Source organism: Micromonospora sp. NPDC047527, assembly GCF_040643015.1.
Lineage (GTDB): Bacteria > Actinomycetota > Actinomycetes > Mycobacteriales > Micromonosporaceae > Micromonospora.
Genome location: NZ_JBEYTK010000001.1, coordinates 242,855 through 258,357 on the forward strand (window position 1 = coordinate 242,855; position 15,503 = coordinate 258,357).

Here is a 15,503-nt window from a genome sequence, read left to right on the forward strand (position 1 = left end):
CGCCCTGCTGCCCGCTGACGGCGAGTATGACGGGCGGGCACTAGCGAACCATGCCTAACAAAACACCCCGTCCGACGAGTGTTGAGCACACTCGTCGGCCGGGGCGTGGCGCTGAGCCTTACCGCATGTGGTCGGACAGTCCGTAGGTCTTCGCGATGATCTCGCGCTGGATCTCGCTGGTGCCGCCGTAGACGGTGGACACGACCGAGGAGCGGACCAGGCGCTCCATGTCGAACTCGGTCGCGTACCCGTAGCCGCCCATCATCTGCATGGCGTCCAGGGCGACGCGGCGGGCGGTCTCGGTGGCCTTGAGTTTCGCCATCGACGTCTCCCGGGGCAGCACCGTGTCCGGAGAGCGGTCGACCTGGGCCGCGGTGTCGTAGACCAGGAGCCGGGCACACTCGATCTCGGTGGCCAGATCGGCCAGGCGGTGCCGGATCACCTGGAACGACCCGATCGGCCGGCGGAACTGCTGCCGGTTCTTGACGTATTCCACGACGTCGTCGAACGCCCGCTGCGCGGTGCCGAGCATCAGGCTCGCGAGGATTAGCCGCTCCATGTTGAGCCCGGCCATCAGCTGCCGCCAGCCGTTGTCGATCTGGCCGACCACGGCGTCGGCGGGCAGCGCGCAGTCGGCGAAGTAGAGGTCGTTGACCTCCCGGCCGCCCATGGTGTCGATGCCGGAGATGGTCAGTCCGGGTGCGTTGGCGGGGACCAGGAACATGGTCAGGCCGTTGTGGTCGCCGGCCCGGCCCGACGTGCGGGCGACCAGGAGAATGTGCTCGGCGAGATGGGCGTTGGAACACCAGGTCTTCTGGCCGTTGATGACGAATCCGTCGCCCCGGCGCTCAGCGCGGCAGCTCAGGTTGGCGACGTCCGAGCCGGCCTCGGGCTCGGACATCGCGACCGCCTCGACGACGCCGCGGGCCACCCCGCTCAGAATGAGCTTCTTCTGCTCCGCCGAGCCGAACCGTACGTAGGTGGCGGCGACGATGATCGACGTGGTGAAGCCGCCGATCGGCGCCATCGCTCTGGCGGTCCCCTCCAGAAAGAGGCAGAGCTCCACCATCCCCGCGCCACCGCCGTCGAACTCCTCCGGCAGCGACAGGCCGAGCCAGCCGAGGTCGGCCATCTTGCGATACAACTCCGGGCTGTGGGGTTCCCGTCCGCCGTTGGTGAGTCTCTGCCGTTGCTCACGGGTTCCGGCCTCGCGGCGGCAGAAATCCTGCACGGCCGCGACAAGGGACCGTTGCTCGTCGCTCCATTCCACAGCTGTACCTCCAGCGTCGCAAAGGGATTGACAGCAAGGCTAGACTATCGAATATCAAATGTCAGGAGGCTGCCGATGACGTCCCTCGTTGAGCACCCTCGCCGGTTACACGTCGTCGATCCGATCACCGGCGAGTCCCGCACCGATTACGACCTGGCCGACGAGGCCGCGGTGAGTGCCGCAGTCCAACAGGCACGCGAGGCGGCGGGCTGGTGGTCCGGCCTGGACGCCCGGCAACGTCGGCGTCATCTGCTCGCCTACAAGACACTCGTCGCGAGCCGCATCGACGAGCTGGCCGAGCTCATCCGGAGCGAGACCGGCAAGTCCCTCGCCGGGGCCCAGCTGGAGGTGATGCTCGCCGTCGAGCACCTGGACTGGGCCGCCCGGCACGCCCGGCACGTGCTGAAACGGCGGTCGGTGTCCTCCGGCCTGCTCGCGTTCAATCAGGCCAGCTCCGTGGAGTACGTGCCGTACGGCGTCGTCGGCGTGATCGGGCCGTGGAACTATCCGGTCTACACGCCGATGGGGGCGATATCGCACGCGCTGGCCGCCGGCAACGCGGTGGTCTTCAAGCCCAGCGAGTTCACGCCCGGCGTCGGCCTGTGGCTGGCCCAGCGCTGGAGTGAGCTGCATCCCGACCGGCCGGTCCTGCAGGCCGTCACGGGTGACGGCACGACCGGGGCCGCGCTGTGCCGGGCAGGGGTCGACAAGATCGCGTTTACCGGGTCGGCCGCGACGGGGCGGGCGGTCATGGCCGCCTGCGCCGAGAACCTGATCCCCGTCGTGATCGAGGGCGGTGGCAAGGACGCGCTCATCGTCACGGCCGACGCCGATCTCGACGCGGCCGCCCAGGCGGCCGTGTTCGGTGGCCTGGGCAACGCCGGGCAGACGTGCGCCGGAGTCGAGCGCGTCTACGTCGAGCAGGCCGTGTACGAGCCGTTCCTGGCCAAGCTGGCCGATCTGGTGCGGCAGGTCCGGCCGGGCGCCGAGCCGGATGCGGCGTACGGGCCGATGAGCACGCCGGTCCAGCCCGGCATCGTGCTGAGCCACATCACCGACGCGATCGACCGGGGTGGCCGCGCGGTCGTCGGTGACACGAGTTCGGTGCGGCCTCCGTTCGTCGAGCCGGTCCTGCTGGCCGACGTCCCCGAGGACAGCACGGCGGTCACCGACGAGACCTTCGGTCCGGTGCTGGTGGTCAACCCGGTGGCCGACGCCGACGAGGCGCTACGCCGGACGAACGCGACAAGCTACGGGCTCTCCGGCTCGATCTTCACGCGCCATCGCCGCCGAGGGCTGGCGCTCGCCGCACGGCTGCGCGCGGGCGCGGTGTCGGTCAACTCGGTGCTGGGGTACGCCGGTGTGCCGTCACTGCCCTTCGGCGGCGTCGGCGACTCGGGTTTCGGGCGGGTCCACGGCGCGGACGGCCTGCGCGAGTTCAGCCGGCCACGGTCGGTCACCTGGCAGCGGTTCCGGCCGGCGATCGACGTGATGACGTTGCAGCCGACCGCTTCCGCCATGCGGACCTCGTTGGCGATGTTCAAGTGGCGTCATGGTCGCCGGTGACTCACCCGCTCCACAGCCCCAGACCATCGAGGTGCTTTACCAGCCGCTCCGCGCCGTCGGTGAAGTGGCGGGCCATGACCGGCCGGACGGTGACCGGGTCGTGGGCATCGAGCGCGTTGAGCAGGGCCTCGTGATCGGCGATCATGCTCGCCCGCCACTCCGGGTCGGCCGCGTAGAACCGCGACGGCGTGTAGCGCGTTGCCGTCCGCAGCAGCCAGGACAGCTTGCGCGCGTCGGTCAGCCGGTTGATGCTGCGGTGGAACTCGAACTCGAGCTGCTCGACCCGGCTGACCTGCCTGGCCTGGGCGGCCCGGCGCAACCGCTCGTGCTGCTGCCGCAGGTCGTCGAGCTGGGCCGTCGTGATGCTGACGGCGACCCGGGCGGCGAGCTCGCCGGCGATGTGGCCCTGCAGGCTGAACACGTCGATGATGTCCTGCCTGGACAGCGGCGCGACCACGTGGCCCCGCCGCGGTTGCAGCTCGACCATGTCCTCCGCGCGCAGCATCAGCAGGGCCTCGCGCACCGGCGTGATGCTCAGCCCGGTCTCCTGCGCGACCTCCTCGAGCCGGATCCGCTCACCGGGGCGCAGCTGCCCCGACATGATCCGGTCGCGCAGCAGGCTCGCCACCGTCTCTGACAGCTGAGGATGAGAAACGTCCTGGACCTTGCTCCGCTCCGCCACACCGATAAGAGTATCAAATGTCAAATGTCACAAGCGATGCGTCGATGAGGTCGTCCCTACAGGACGCCGAACCGGCCGGTCGCGGTCTGCGAGCCGCCACCCACGCCGGGGTCCGCACGATCTGGTTCGACCGGCCCGACCAGCGGAACGCGATGACGCTGGACATGTTCCGCGACTACTACGCGGCGTTGCAGGCCGCCGACGCGGATCCGCAGGTGCGGGCGATCGTGGTGACCGGTGCCGGCGACTGGTTCTGTGTGGGCGCCGACCCGGAGGCGCTGCACGCGCTGCTCGACGAGCGTCACCGCGACCTGCTGGTGGACGAGTTCGGCTTCGCACCACATCTGCCGATGACGCTCGGAACGCCGATCGTCGCGGCGGTCAACGGCGGCGCCGCCGGCCTCGGCCTGGTCCACGCGCTCTATGCCGACGTGCGGTTCCTGTCGTCGCAGGCACGGCTGGCCGCCGCGTTCAGCCGGCTCGGCCTCATCGCCGAGTACGGCAGCGCCTGGCTGTTGCCCCGGTTGGTCGGTGTCGGCAACGCGCTCGATCTGCTGGTGTCCGGCCGCAAGATCGACGCCGCGGAGGCGTTCCGGATCGGACTGGTGCAACGGGTGCTCCCACGCGACGAGGTGCTGGCCGAGGCACAAGCCTATGCCGCAGATCTCGCCGCGCACTGCTCACCGGCGTCCATGGCGGTCATCCGGAGGCAGGTGTGGTCGGGCCTGGAGACCGGGGCCGCCGAGGCCGCCGCCGACGCCAACCGGCTCATGGCCGCGTCCCTCGCCGGGGCCGAGTTCGGTGAGGCCCTCGCCAGCCAGGTCCAGGGGCGCGCTCCCCGCTTCGCGGCGCGGTCCGGCGCATGAGCGGCCCGCTGGACGGCATCCGCGTCGTGGAACTCGCCGGGATCGGCCCGGGCCCGTTCGCGGCGATGCTGCTGGCCGACCTGGGCGCCGACGTCGTCCGGGTCGACCGACCGGAGCCGGGCGCGCTGTCGGCTGGCTCCCCGGGACGGGACCTGCTCAACCGGGGCAAGCGGTCGGTCGTCGTGGACCTGAAGCATCCCGACGGGGCCGAGGTGGTCCTCGGACTGGTCGAACAGGCCGCGATCATGATCGAGGGCTGGCGTCCCGGGGTGGCCGAACGGCTGGGCATCGGACCGCAGGCCGCGCTGGAGCGCAATCCAGGTCTCGTCTACGGACGGATGACCGGGTGGGGACAGCAGGGGCCGCTGGCCCGCGCCGCCGGCCACGACATCGACTACATCGCGGTCGCCGGCGCGCTCCACCCGATCGGCCGCGCCGACGAGCCGCCGCAGATTCCACTCAACCTCGTCGGTGACTTCGGTGGTGGCGCGCTCTACCTCGTCGTCGGCTGCCTGGCGGCGCTGCACGTGGCCCGGACCACCGGCCGCGGGCAGGTCGTCGACGCCGCCATCGTCGACGGCGCGGCCCACCTCACCACGATGTTCGCCGGCCTCCTCGCCGGTGGCGCGTGGCAGCCCGAGCGTGGCCGCAACCTGCTCGACGGCGGGGCACCGTTCTACGACGTCTACGCGGCCGCTGATGGCGGTCACATGGCGGTCGGCGCACTGGAACCCCAGTTCTACGCCGAACTGCTGCGGCTGCTCGGGCTGGCCGACGCTGACCTGCCGGCCCAGCACGACGTCGCCGGATGGCCGGTGCTGCGCGAACGCTTCGCGAAGGTCTTCGCCGAGGGCACCCGCGACGAGTGGACGAAGCTGTTCGAGGGCACCGACGCCTGCGTGGCGCCGGTGCTGTCGCTCGCCGAGGCGCAGCGCCATCCGCACCTGGTGGCCCGCGCGACGTTCGAGGAGCACTCCGGCGTCCGGCAGCCCGCGGTGGCGCCCCGCCTGTCGCGGACCCCGGGGGTGATCGGCGGCAGCCCGCCGGTGCCGGGCGCGGACACCGAGACCGTGCTCGCCGAGTGGGGTCTCGGCGCACACCGACAGCGGTGGCTGGACAACGGCGCCGTCAGCCAGACACAAGGAGTTCGCTGATGCGGATCGCGACACCGCTGGCCTATGCCACGGACCCCAAGAGCGGCGCGGACGCCGTGGCCGACTGGGAGCATGACGGCCTCGACGTGGTCTGGGTGTCGGAGGCCTACGGCTTCGACGCCCCGACCATCATGGGCTACCTCGCCGCAAGGACGACCCGGTTGCAGATCGGCTCCGCCATCCTGCCCATCTACTCCCGAACCCCGGCGCTGCTGGCACAGACCGCGGCCGGCCTGGACGCGATCTCGGGCGGCCGCGCCATCCTCGGCCTGGGCGCGTCCGGACCGCAGGTGATCGAGGGATGGCACGGCGTCGCCTACGACCGGCCGCTCGGACGGACCCGCGAGGTGATCCGGATCTGTCGGCAGGTGTGGCGACGCGAGACGTTGATCCAGGACGGCATCTACCGGCTGCCGCTGCCCGCCGGGGAGGGCACCGGCCTCGGCAAACCGCTGAAGATCCTCACCCACCCGGTCCGCGACCACATCCCGATCTACGTGGCGAGCCTGGGTGACAAGAACGTGCAGATGACCGCCGAGCTCGCCGACGGGTGGCTGCCCTTCCTGTACGACCCCGAGCGCGCGGCCGACGTCTGGGGCGCCGCGTTGACAGCCGGCCAGGCCAAGCGGCCCGACGATCTCGGACCGCTCGAGGTCGTGGCCGGCGGTCCACTGGCCATCGGCCCGGACGTGACAGGCCTGCGCGACCTCGCCCGGCCACTGATCGCCCTGTACGTCGGTGGCATGGGCGCCAAGGGTCGGAACTTCTACCACGACCTGCTGTGCCGCTACGGCTACGCCGCCGAGGCGAGCCGCATCCAGGAGCTCTACCTGGCTGGCCGCAAAGCGGAGGCTGCCGCCGCCGTGCCGGCGGAGCTGCTGGAGCGCACCAGCCTGATCGGGCCGCAGAGCTACGTGCGGGACCGCGTCCAGGCCTATCGCGACGCCGGCGTCACGATCCTCAACGTCACGCCGCTGGGCTCCGATCCGCGGCGCCTCATCGCCTCAGTGAAGGACATGGCCCGGTAGGGACCTGTGGAGCAAGGAGCTGACGTACATGGCGAACCGCACCATCTTCTCCGACGACCACCTCGCGTTCACCGAACTGGTGCGCGCCTTCATCGACAAGGAGATCGCGCCGCACCACGACCGCTGGGAAGCCGACGGCATCGTCGACCGCGGCCTGTGGCGGGCCGCCGGCGCCGCCGGCCTGCTGGGCTTCTCCGTCGACGAGCGGTACGGCGGCGGAGGGGTGACGGACCGGCGCTTCAGCGCCGTCCTCACCGAGGAGTTGGCCCGCGCGGGCGCGAGCGGGCCGGCGTTCGGCCTGCACAACGACATCATCGGGCCGTACCTCACCGACCTGACCAACGACGAGCAGAAGCAGCGGTGGCTGCCCGGCTTCTGCTCCGGTGACATCATCACCGCGATCGCCATGTCCGAACCCGGTGCCGGCAGCGACCTACAGGGCATCACGACCACCGCGGTCCGCGACGGGGACACCTACGTCCTCAACGGGCAGAAGACCTTCATCAGCAACGGCATCCTGGCCGACCTGGTCATCGTCGTGGCGCGCACCGATCCGGGCGCGGGGCACCGGGGGATCAGCCTGTTGGTGGTCGAGCGGGGCATGGACGGCTTCGAGCGCGGCCGCAACCTCGACAAGATCGGGCAGAAGGCGCAGGACACCGCCGAACTGTTCTTCGCCGACGTCCGGGTGCCGGCGGCCAATCTCCTCGGCGTCGAGGGGCAGGGCTTCGCCTACCTGATGCGCAACCTGCCCTTCGAGCGGCTGTCGATCGCCGTCGCGGCGCTCGCCGGTGCCGAGACGGTGTTCGAGCAGACCCTCGCGTACTGCAAGCAGCGCGAGGCGTTCGGCCGCCCCATCGGCAGCTTCCAGCACAACCGGTTCGTGCTGGCCGAACTCGCCACCGAACTGCGCCTCGGCCGGGTCTTCGTCGACCAGTGCCTGGTCGAGCCCGCCCTCACGGCGGAGACGGCGGCGATGGCGAAATGGTGGTGCACCGAACTGCAACACCGCACCGTCGACCGCTGCCTCCAGTTGCACGGCGGCTACGGCTACATGCGCGAATATCCGGTGGCCAAGGCGTACCTGGACGCCCGCGTCCAGACGATCTACGGCGGCACCACCGAGATCATGAAGGAGGTGATCGGCAGGTCACTTGGCCTGTGAGTCGCACTCCAGCATGGGCACGAGGAACCGCCGGGCCACGGCACGCAGTTGGTCGGCGTCGTCGAGGTCGACGACGACGCTGGGAGTGACGAGGAAGGAGCAGGACAGGCGCGTCATCAACTCGGCCACCACCTCGACGTCCACCGTCTCGGAGATGGTGCCGGCGCGTTGCTCGCGGCGGAGTTGGCCGGCGACGAACCGTTGCACCGTGGCCAGCGTACGCCCGCCGTCGCTGGTCATCGAGGGGATGACCGCGTCCGGTTCGGCGGTCATCAGCCCCCCGATCAGCGGGTTGCGGCGGAAAGCCTGCAACGCGCTGACGAAGCCCAGCACCACCCGGTCGCCGACGGTCGCCGCCTGCTGGATGTCGAGGAGGAACTGGTCGAAGTAGCGACGGAACTCCCGCCGGACCACCTGCTCGACCAGCCTGTCCTTGGTGGCGAACCGGCGGTACGCGGTGATCCGGGAGACGCCGGCCCGGCGGGCCACGTCCTCCATGGTGGACCGCCGGATGCCCATGCGGCAGAACTGCTCGTAGGCGGCGTCGAGAAGCCGTGCGGTGACCTCGTCGCTGTCGTCCGCGCGCTCCAGCGCATCGGTGAACGCGCGTTCCAGCAGCGAGTCCGGGCCGGACGCGACCCCCAGCGCGGGCAGCAGCGGTTGCGCGGTGTGCCCGTCGTGACCTGCCTCGGACAGCCCGGGGGACGGTGCGTTCGCGGATGCGCTCCGGGCCATGGCTGCCCTCTCGTGAGATACGGTGACGCACTTCGTGCATCACGGTACCAACCACGAACCCGCAACTTCGAGTACGGCGGCTCGGCGGCCCGGCGTCGGACCAGGCTCAGGCGGGGAAGCCTCCCGCCCGGAGCAGGGCACCCGGGAGTTGACTGCCGAGCCTTCCTTCCAGCCAGGACACGGCCGAGGTGAGCTCCGCCAGGTCCAGGCCGGTGGGCTGCCCCATCCGGTTGAAGAGGTAGACGAGGATCGCGTCGAGGGCGGTGACGCCCGCCTGGACCGCCGCGACGGCGTTGGCCACGCCGGCGTGCCGGGTGTCGTGCAGGTGCAACCGCAGCGGTGTGCGGGATTCGGAGATCTCCCGGGCGAGCGCCAGCCGACTGGTGACGGCGGAGGGTACGGCCACCCCGATGGTGTCGGCGATCGGTCCAAGCCCCGGCGGTTCATCACCAGGCCCTGGTACCGGACGCCGTCGTGCCGGGGGAGCTCGGCCATCAACTCGTCCGCGTCGGAGGTCCAGATCGGACGGTCGACCGACTACGCAAGCGTCCTGCCGATATACCTCCATCCTGGAGCCGCAGAAGCGGCTCGCGGGTGGGTTAGAGTCGGCGTTGTGGCGCCCGAGGAGCGGTTACGTATCGGAATGTCCGGACCGAATGTTCTGGAATGAAGTCGCGATCGATTAGAAGCGACCACTCCGCGAGAAGGATGAAGAAGCGTGTTCACTGAAAGGCCGACAGAGGAAGCGGTCCGTGCCGCAGCCGCAGCATCCGGAGACGCGGAACTTATCGCGCTTGTTGCCGCTCCGGGATCGTTCTTGCTCCGCAAGCGCGTCGACGAGGACTCAAAGCAGGATGTCTACGACCTTCTGGTTGTCAACGCGTCCCACCCCCCGCTGTTTCGAGTCGCCGTCGACCGGCAATCCGGCTCGGTCACCATTGCCCACACTGAAAGCGGTGGCCCGAGGTGACCGCCGACCCCCATACCGTCGCTAGCCGCGTGGTCGGCACCGAGGCCGACCAGCAGACGCGCGACTACATTCTCGGCTATCTGATGGAATCAGAACGGGGAGCGGAAATCCTCGGCGAGATCTGGAATTCCAACACCGACGTGACCTTTTATTGGTCTGATCGCGGTACCTACGCCAACAATGAACACATGTGGCTCGACCGGAACGAAAACCTCGAAGACCTACTTCCTGCGGCCGCGCACGAGATCTACCACGTGCGAGCGTACGTGGGCGGCGAAAGATCCTGGCCGGGCCAGGACGGCTACGTGCCAAATATGCTTGGCGAGGAAGCGCGGGCCCATGCTGCGGCTTTCGTGATACATATGCAGACGGGTCGGCGATATCCCGCTCCGCGCAATTTCGGGGATTTCAGACACAGCTACCGCAATATTGTCACGCCTTCGAGAGGTCAGCCCAATTTTGCCAACGTCACTCGAGCAGGCGAGTTCTTCTGCCGCATGCAGATGTCCAACGGCTTGTGGCTGACCAGCAACACCAACGAGAGGTATCGCGACTACTACGAACGTTTTCACCAAGCCGCACTCCAGAACAACCAGAGCAACCAGAGCAACCAACCCGCGCCGTCCTCCGTAGCTGCCGCAGCGCGTCTCCGTCAGTCACCGCGAACACCTTCCACCCCGACGGTCGCCAAGATCAACGAGGCCGACTCCCCGACACGACCGGCCAGAGGACGGCCCGGGGGCCAGAGCTCGAGCGGGATACGGCGATAGCCACGTTCGGTCCTAATCAAGCAGTTGGTCCACATGATGGAGCACGGGCGCGGACGCGCCGGAGGTCAGTCCGGCGCGTCCGCGCCGTCGTCCCAACGCTGGGCGACAAGTCTGCGGGGGGTGCCGTGGCCGCCACCGCCACGGACGCCACGGCGTACGCCTGGCGCGACGCCAACTTCCTGATCGCGGCACCGGCCCGGAGGCTCTGGCACGCGCCTTCCGCCCGATCACCTGCGGCGGCTCCGGGATCTCAAACGCCGGTGGGACCCGACCGGCCTGTTCCGCGACAACTTCGCCATCGACCCGTCGGCGGACGACGCCTGACGAAACCACCGGCGGATCGTCGCCTGCCACGGGGTGAATCCGCGCACGAACGCCGGTGTCCGAGTCTCCCGGGAGGGAGTGCAGGACACCGGCGTCAGCGGTTCAGGACTGCGGATGCCACAGGGCGGGGACGTTCGGCGGCTCCCAGCCGGGTTGGGCGACGTGCCCCTGGCGGGCGACGTAGCGACGACCGTCGAAGGTGACGAGCGCGCCAACCGGGTACGCCGTCTGCGGCTGCCACTGGCCGGATGTCGCGCCGGCACTGGACTCGGCCAACCAGAGCGCCGCGACCAGCGGCGGCTCCCAGCCGGGCTGGGTGGTGTGGGCCTGCCGGCAGACGTAGACCTGGCCGTTGTGGCTGACCCGGGCACCGACCGCGTAGGCGGTGCCCGGTTGCCACGGAGCGACGACACTCTGCGCCAGGCGCTGCCCCGGGGTGTGACCGCCCCCTGCGCCCTGCTCGTGGTGGCCACCGTGCTGCTGGCCCGCGTCACCATGGTTACCGTGCGCAACCGGCGTGGGCGACGGCGATTCGGTGTGCTCCTCGTGCGGCGGGGGCTGCGCCGGGCCGCCATCCTGACCGCCGAAGACCACGTCGGAGCAGGCGTAGAACGCCTCCGGGCTGTCGGTGCGCTGGTAGACGGTGTAGATGAGGTGGCGGCCGGTCCGGCCGGTCGGAAGCGTGCCGCGCATGACGTAGGAACCGTCGATCAACGGCGGCTCGTCGACCGCGAGGAACGGCTGCGAGTCCAGGTCGGACCAACGCAACGGTTGCTTCGGGTCGTATCCCGGACGGGTGAGGTAGAACTCGAATCCGCCCTTGTGCGGCGCGGTCGCGCGCCAACGGAACTCGTAGCTCGCACCGGCCGCGAGCGTCGTGGCCGGCCAGTCGGCGCGGGGCAGGTCGAAGCCGGCGAAGGGCGCGTTTCCGGCGCTGCACAACTGCCCGTCGGGGATGAGGCGGTGCTCGCCGCCGGCGTGGCCCCGGTTGATGCCGTTCCAGTCGTAGAAAGCCTGAGAGCCGCCCCGATCCAACGCGGCCTGACACGCGGGAGACAGTGCCGCCGCCGTCAGTTCCAGATAGCAGGTGTACGCCCGGCTGACCGGCGCCTGGACGGAGCCGTGCGCGCGAGCACCGCGGTCGTCGAAGCTGACCGCCAGGAGCACGCCCGAGGCGGCCAGCAGCACGAGCGCGCCGCCCACGAGTATCGCTTTCCTGAGGTTGGGGACTAGAACCCGCACGGTGATTCCCCTCTGTGTGGTGCCATCGATCCGACACGTGCATGACGAACCGGCACCGGTCACGGTTCAACCTCTGCTCGATTGGTCGTGTCGACGTCTCCCACCTGCCGTGCCGCACGCCTGACAGGCTCTGCCCGCGCAGGGCTTCGGCCAACGGCCGTCGGGGAGCGTGGGGTGGTCACCGACCCGCGTCGCGAGGTCCCGGACATTGCGCAACGTGTCAACGAAACGCTGATCGATCTGTAGAAGGGTGGCCAGCCCTCGCGCGGCGACGATATCGCCGATTGGCTCCGCCGCCGTGTCGATGGCTCATGGGAATGTTATGACAGTAGTCGCGTCGACGGCCGTTCGGGCGGACTTATCCAACCGGGAGGCTCGTCATAAGTGCTCTGATCGTCAGGGTGATGGTGCGGTAGAGATATGACCGCTTCGGGTGGTTCGTATAGGCGTTCGTGATTCTGGTGTTATCGGGCGGGTGTCCTCTCCGATGGTCGTTCAGGTCAGGCTGGATCCGTACAGAAGCCCTGCGGTGGCCCCGACCTGCTCGGAAGGTGGCTGGACCCGGGTTGGCGAGGGGTGATTTATTGGGTTTCAGGGATATCGTTCCGGCATTTTGGTGACCGGTACCTTTCTGCGGGTTGTGGCCCGATGCCGAAAAAAACCTCTGCCCCGGCCTCGTCTGGCGAAATGGCAACCAACCGCATTTAACATCTTCGACATCTGACGGTGCTCCGGTATAGTGCGACCAATCCCCTTTGAGTGTGCCGGAAAGCGTCTGATCTGCGTGATGACAACTGGGCTGGAAAATGCGGCAACAGACCCGCGCTTCGTCGGGCGGCGACCACAGTTGGCGCGTATCGGGAGAGCCCAGGCCGCCGCGCTGAACCGCGGCCGGCAGATGGTGTGCGAGGTGGTGGGGGAGCCGGGCATCGGCAAGACCCGGCTCGTCCGCGAGGCCCTGGAGCGGTGCGTCCCCACCGTCGCATGGGCCATCGGGACCTGCGCGCCGGATGAACGAGGCGTTCCCTTCCACGTGTTCCGACACGCCTTCACCGAGGGGCAGCCACGCCGACGCGGGCTGCGCGCCGGGCGATCCACCACGGAGACCTGGGCGGAGTCCGCCGACGCGGTGCCACCGTCGCCGGCGCGGGCGTCGGACGCCCGGCGGTTCCGGACCTACCAGTTGGCCCGCCGGCTGATCGGCCTGGCGGCGCGGGACGGTCTGGTGCTGGTCCTCGACGACCTGCACTGGGCGGACGCCTCCTCCACCGGTCTGATCGCCCACCTCCTGCGATATCCGGTGCCCGCCCCACTGCTGCTCGTGCTCGTCTACCGCCCGCGGCAGATGGCGACCCCGATGCCGTTCGGTCCACCAGATCCCCACGAACACGCCGATGCGGACCCGTCGCCACGCGATCGGATCGAACTCCGCCCTCTCGGCCTGGCCGATGTCGCGCTTCTGCACCCCCACGTCGACCCGGCGGAGTTGCGCGCCCGATACGACGTGACAGGCGGCAACCCCGGTTACCTCGCGGCGCTGCCGGGTGGCCCCACATCCGACAGCGCCGACCCGATCCGTGCGGCGCAGGGCGCCCGGTTGTCCGATGCGGCGGTGGCCGTGCTTCGCCGCGACTGGGCGGGCCTGCCGTCGGTCGAGCTTGCCTGCCTGCGGGCCGGGGCGATCGTCGATGCGCCCTTCGCGGCGGACCTGCTCGCCGAGGTCGCGCAGGTCCCGGTGTCACTGGCGGTCGAGGCCAGTTGGCGGTTGGCCCGGCTCGACCTGATCCGCCGCGTCCCCGGCACCGGACGGTTCGCCTTCCGACACCCGGTGCTGCGGATGGCGGTCGCCGAGGACACCGACCCGGCGTGGCGGGTGGAGGCCTGTGCGCGGGCGCTCACCGCGCTGGTCGATCTGGGCGCGCCACCTGCGGACCGGGCCCGCTTCGCGGAGCGCCTGCTCGCCGTGCCGAACGGCCGCTGGGCCGACAGCTGCGTCGACGTGCTCTGCCGGGCCGCCCAGGAGATCCGACGCGAGACACCCGACCTGGCCATCCGCTGGCTGCGGCTGGCGCTGCGGGCGCTACGGCCGACGGCCGGTTCGACGCAGCGTCGCCGAGACGTGTCACTCGCGCTGGCCCAGATCACCGGGGAGGCCGGCAACCTGGCCGAGAGCAGGGCCCTGCTCCAGGAGATCGTGCCGCTGTTCCCGGCCGACCCGGAGGGAGGGCGAGCCCACGCGGTAGCTCTCTGGGCGCGCGTGGAACGCCTGCTCGGCAACTACGCGGAGGCGGCGGCGATCAGCCGGCGTGAGCTGGCCGCCCTGCCGGCCGCAACCGGGCCGACCGGCGGCTACCGACTCGCCGCCGAGATCGGCGCCGCCGGCATCCTGGCCGGCCGCCCGGTGGTCGGGCTGCCCGACGCGCTCACCGGAGAACTCGGCGGGGACCGGGCCGGTCTACTGGCCATCCGCAGCCTGGCCGCCGTGCACGACGGCGCACTCGACGACGCCCGGGGTCTGCTCGACGCCGGCGTCCGGATCGTCGACTCGCTGCCGGACCGGGACGTGCGGGACCACCCCGACTGCCTCACCGCGCTCGGCCTGACCGAGTTGTACCTCGAACGCCAGGCCGACGCGACGCGGCACCTCGACCGAGGGCTGGCGCTCGTCCGCGCCGCGCACCGCGACGACGGTTTGTGCCTGCTGCTGCTCGGTCGCAGTCAGGTGGCCTATCACGGCGGTCAGCTGGCCACCGCCATCGGCCTGGCCACCGAGGCGGGCATCGTCGCCCGGCGCATCGGCAGTCGGGACCTGCTGAGCTTCGCCCTGGCGTTCGAGGCGGAGGCGACGGCGTGGCGTGGTGGCCCTCGCGACGACGACCGGGCGGTCGCGCTGGCCCGCAGCGCCATGGGAATCGCCCCCGACCTCGCCACCTGGTGCGGTCGTACCGCCGCGATGGCGCTGGCGACCGCGGCACTGCTGTCCGGTGATCCGGCGACCTGCGCCGAACTGGTGCACTCAGCAGGTGGCGACAGCCGGCTGAGCCGTCTCCAGAGCACCCTCCGGCCGATGTGGTACGAGCTGCTCTGCGCCGCCGCGCTCGCCGCGGGCGAGGTGGCCGACGCCGAGCGGCAGGCGCGACGGGCGATGGCCGAGGCGGACCAGGTCGGTCTTGCCGGGCAGCGGGGCTTCGCCGAGTCGGCGTACGGCGAGGTGCTGCTCGCCCGCGGCGAGATCCCGGCGGCGCTGCTCCACCTGGAAGCCGCGGTTGATCTGTTCCGCTCTGGCGGGATGGCCCTACGGCGCAGCCTTGCGCTGGCCTCGCTGGCCCGGGCGGCCGAAGCCGCGGGCCAGGTCGGGGCGGCGGCGCGGGCCCGCCGCCGGGCGCTGGAACTGGCCCGGTGGTGCGGGACGGAACGGGTCGGCCTGCGCCTGGCCCGTCCGGTCGGCCCGCGCGAGGTCGCCGCCCTGACCGACCGGGAATGGCACATCGCGCGGCTGGCGGCGACCGGGGTCACCAGCCGGCTGATCGGGCGGCAGTTGAACATCAGCCCCCGCACGGTGGAGGCGCACCTGACCCGGATCTACCGCAAGGCGGGCGTCGCCTCCCGGTCGGGTCTGGTCGCCTGGGTCGCTCGGCTCGATGACACCGAACGGTGACCGCGATCCGGGCCGGATGACGTCGTTTGGTGCAACGCCGACAGGCCGTGCAGCACGAGGCCGCGCCGGCACC

At 70.5% G+C, this 15,503-nt stretch carries 14 protein-coding genes; 9 read left to right on the plus strand and 5 right to left on the minus strand.

Going from position 1 to position 15,503, the window contains the following annotated elements:
* Positions 1 to 118: 118 nt before the first annotated feature.
* Positions 119 to 1,270 (minus strand): acyl-CoA dehydrogenase family protein, encoded by a 1,152-nt coding sequence (locus ABZ808_RS01000; RefSeq protein WP_356999079.1) that lies wholly within the window; start codon positions 1,268 to 1,270, stop codon positions 119 to 121.
* 75 nt (positions 1,271 to 1,345) lie between these two features.
* On the opposite strand from ABZ808_RS01000, the gene ABZ808_RS01005 reads away from it, so the two are divergent.
* On the plus strand, positions 1,346 to 2,836 hold the full coding sequence (locus ABZ808_RS01005; protein WP_356999081.1) for an aldehyde dehydrogenase family protein: 1,491 nt from the start codon (positions 1,346 to 1,348) through the stop codon (positions 2,834 to 2,836).
* Between the two features lies 1 nt (position 2,837).
* On the opposite strand, the gene ABZ808_RS01010 is transcribed toward ABZ808_RS01005, so the two are convergent.
* A complete protein-coding gene (locus tag ABZ808_RS01010; protein ID WP_356999084.1) occupies positions 2,838 to 3,518 on the minus strand; it encodes a GntR family transcriptional regulator in 681 nt (226 codons plus the stop codon).
* A gap of 44 nt (positions 3,519 to 3,562) precedes the next feature.
* On the opposite strand from ABZ808_RS01010, the gene ABZ808_RS01015 reads away from it, so the two are divergent.
* The 4 genes from ABZ808_RS01015 to ABZ808_RS01030 are packed head-to-tail and all read left to right on the plus strand — an operon-like array spanning position 3,563 to position 7,731.
* A complete protein-coding gene (locus ABZ808_RS01015; RefSeq protein ID WP_356999087.1) occupies positions 3,563 to 4,384 on the plus strand; it encodes an enoyl-CoA hydratase-related protein in 822 nt (273 codons plus the stop codon).
* Entirely contained in the window at positions 4,381 to 5,538 is a 1,158-nt protein-coding gene (locus ABZ808_RS01020) for a CaiB/BaiF CoA-transferase family protein (RefSeq protein WP_356999090.1), read from the plus strand. Before ABZ808_RS01015 ends, ABZ808_RS01020 begins: the two co-directional genes overlap by 4 nt.
* Positions 5,538 to 6,566, plus strand: coding sequence for an LLM class F420-dependent oxidoreductase (locus ABZ808_RS01025; protein ID WP_356999092.1), 1,029 nt, complete (start codon positions 5,538 to 5,540; stop codon positions 6,564 to 6,566). The genes ABZ808_RS01020 and ABZ808_RS01025 overlap by 1 nt, the downstream gene beginning before the upstream one ends.
* A gap of 28 nt (positions 6,567 to 6,594) precedes the next feature.
* Positions 6,595 to 7,731: an acyl-CoA dehydrogenase family protein gene (locus ABZ808_RS01030; RefSeq protein WP_356999094.1), complete on the plus strand. Its 1,137-nt coding sequence runs from the start codon at positions 6,595 to 6,597 to the stop codon at positions 7,729 to 7,731.
* Here the strand turns inward: ABZ808_RS01030 and ABZ808_RS01035 are convergent.
* Positions 7,717 to 8,466 carry a helix-turn-helix domain-containing protein gene (locus ABZ808_RS01035; protein WP_356999098.1) on the minus strand — a complete coding sequence of 250 codons (750 nt, stop codon included), beginning with the start codon at positions 8,464 to 8,466 and terminating at the stop codon, positions 7,717 to 7,719. The two genes, ABZ808_RS01030 and ABZ808_RS01035, sit on opposite strands and share 15 nt — an antisense overlap.
* Positions 8,467 to 8,572: 106 nt before the next feature.
* Entirely contained in the window at positions 8,573 to 9,034 is a 462-nt protein-coding gene (locus ABZ808_RS01040) for a hypothetical protein (RefSeq protein WP_356999101.1), read from the minus strand.
* Positions 9,035 to 9,184: 150 nt separating this feature from the next.
* On the opposite strand from ABZ808_RS01040, the gene ABZ808_RS01045 reads away from it, so the two are divergent.
* From ABZ808_RS01045 to ABZ808_RS01055, 3 genes are all read left to right on the plus strand, one after another.
* Entirely contained in the window at positions 9,185 to 9,436 is a 252-nt protein-coding gene (locus ABZ808_RS01045; protein WP_356999104.1) for a hypothetical protein, read from the plus strand.
* On the plus strand, positions 9,433 to 10,206 hold the full coding sequence (locus tag ABZ808_RS01050) for a hypothetical protein (protein ID WP_356999107.1): 774 nt from the start codon (positions 9,433 to 9,435) through the stop codon (positions 10,204 to 10,206). The genes ABZ808_RS01045 and ABZ808_RS01050 overlap by 4 nt, the downstream gene beginning before the upstream one ends.
* Before the next feature lie 231 nt (positions 10,207 to 10,437).
* Positions 10,438 to 10,530, plus strand: coding sequence for a BBE domain-containing protein (locus tag ABZ808_RS01055; RefSeq protein ID WP_357002688.1), 93 nt, complete (start codon positions 10,438 to 10,440; stop codon positions 10,528 to 10,530).
* A 102-nt stretch (positions 10,531 to 10,632) separates the two neighbouring features.
* Here ABZ808_RS01055 and ABZ808_RS01060 read toward each other — a convergent pair whose 3' ends face one another.
* Positions 10,633 to 11,733 carry a lytic polysaccharide monooxygenase gene (locus tag ABZ808_RS01060; RefSeq protein WP_356999109.1) on the minus strand — a complete coding sequence of 367 codons (1,101 nt, stop codon included), beginning with the start codon at positions 11,731 to 11,733 and terminating at the stop codon, positions 10,633 to 10,635.
* Between the two features lie 826 nt (positions 11,734 to 12,559).
* Here ABZ808_RS01060 and ABZ808_RS01065 point away from each other — a divergent pair.
* Positions 12,560 to 15,430 carry an AAA family ATPase gene (locus ABZ808_RS01065; RefSeq protein WP_356999112.1) on the plus strand — a complete coding sequence of 957 codons (2,871 nt, stop codon included), beginning with the start codon at positions 12,560 to 12,562 and terminating at the stop codon, positions 15,428 to 15,430.
* Positions 15,431 to 15,503: the final 73 nt, after the last annotated feature.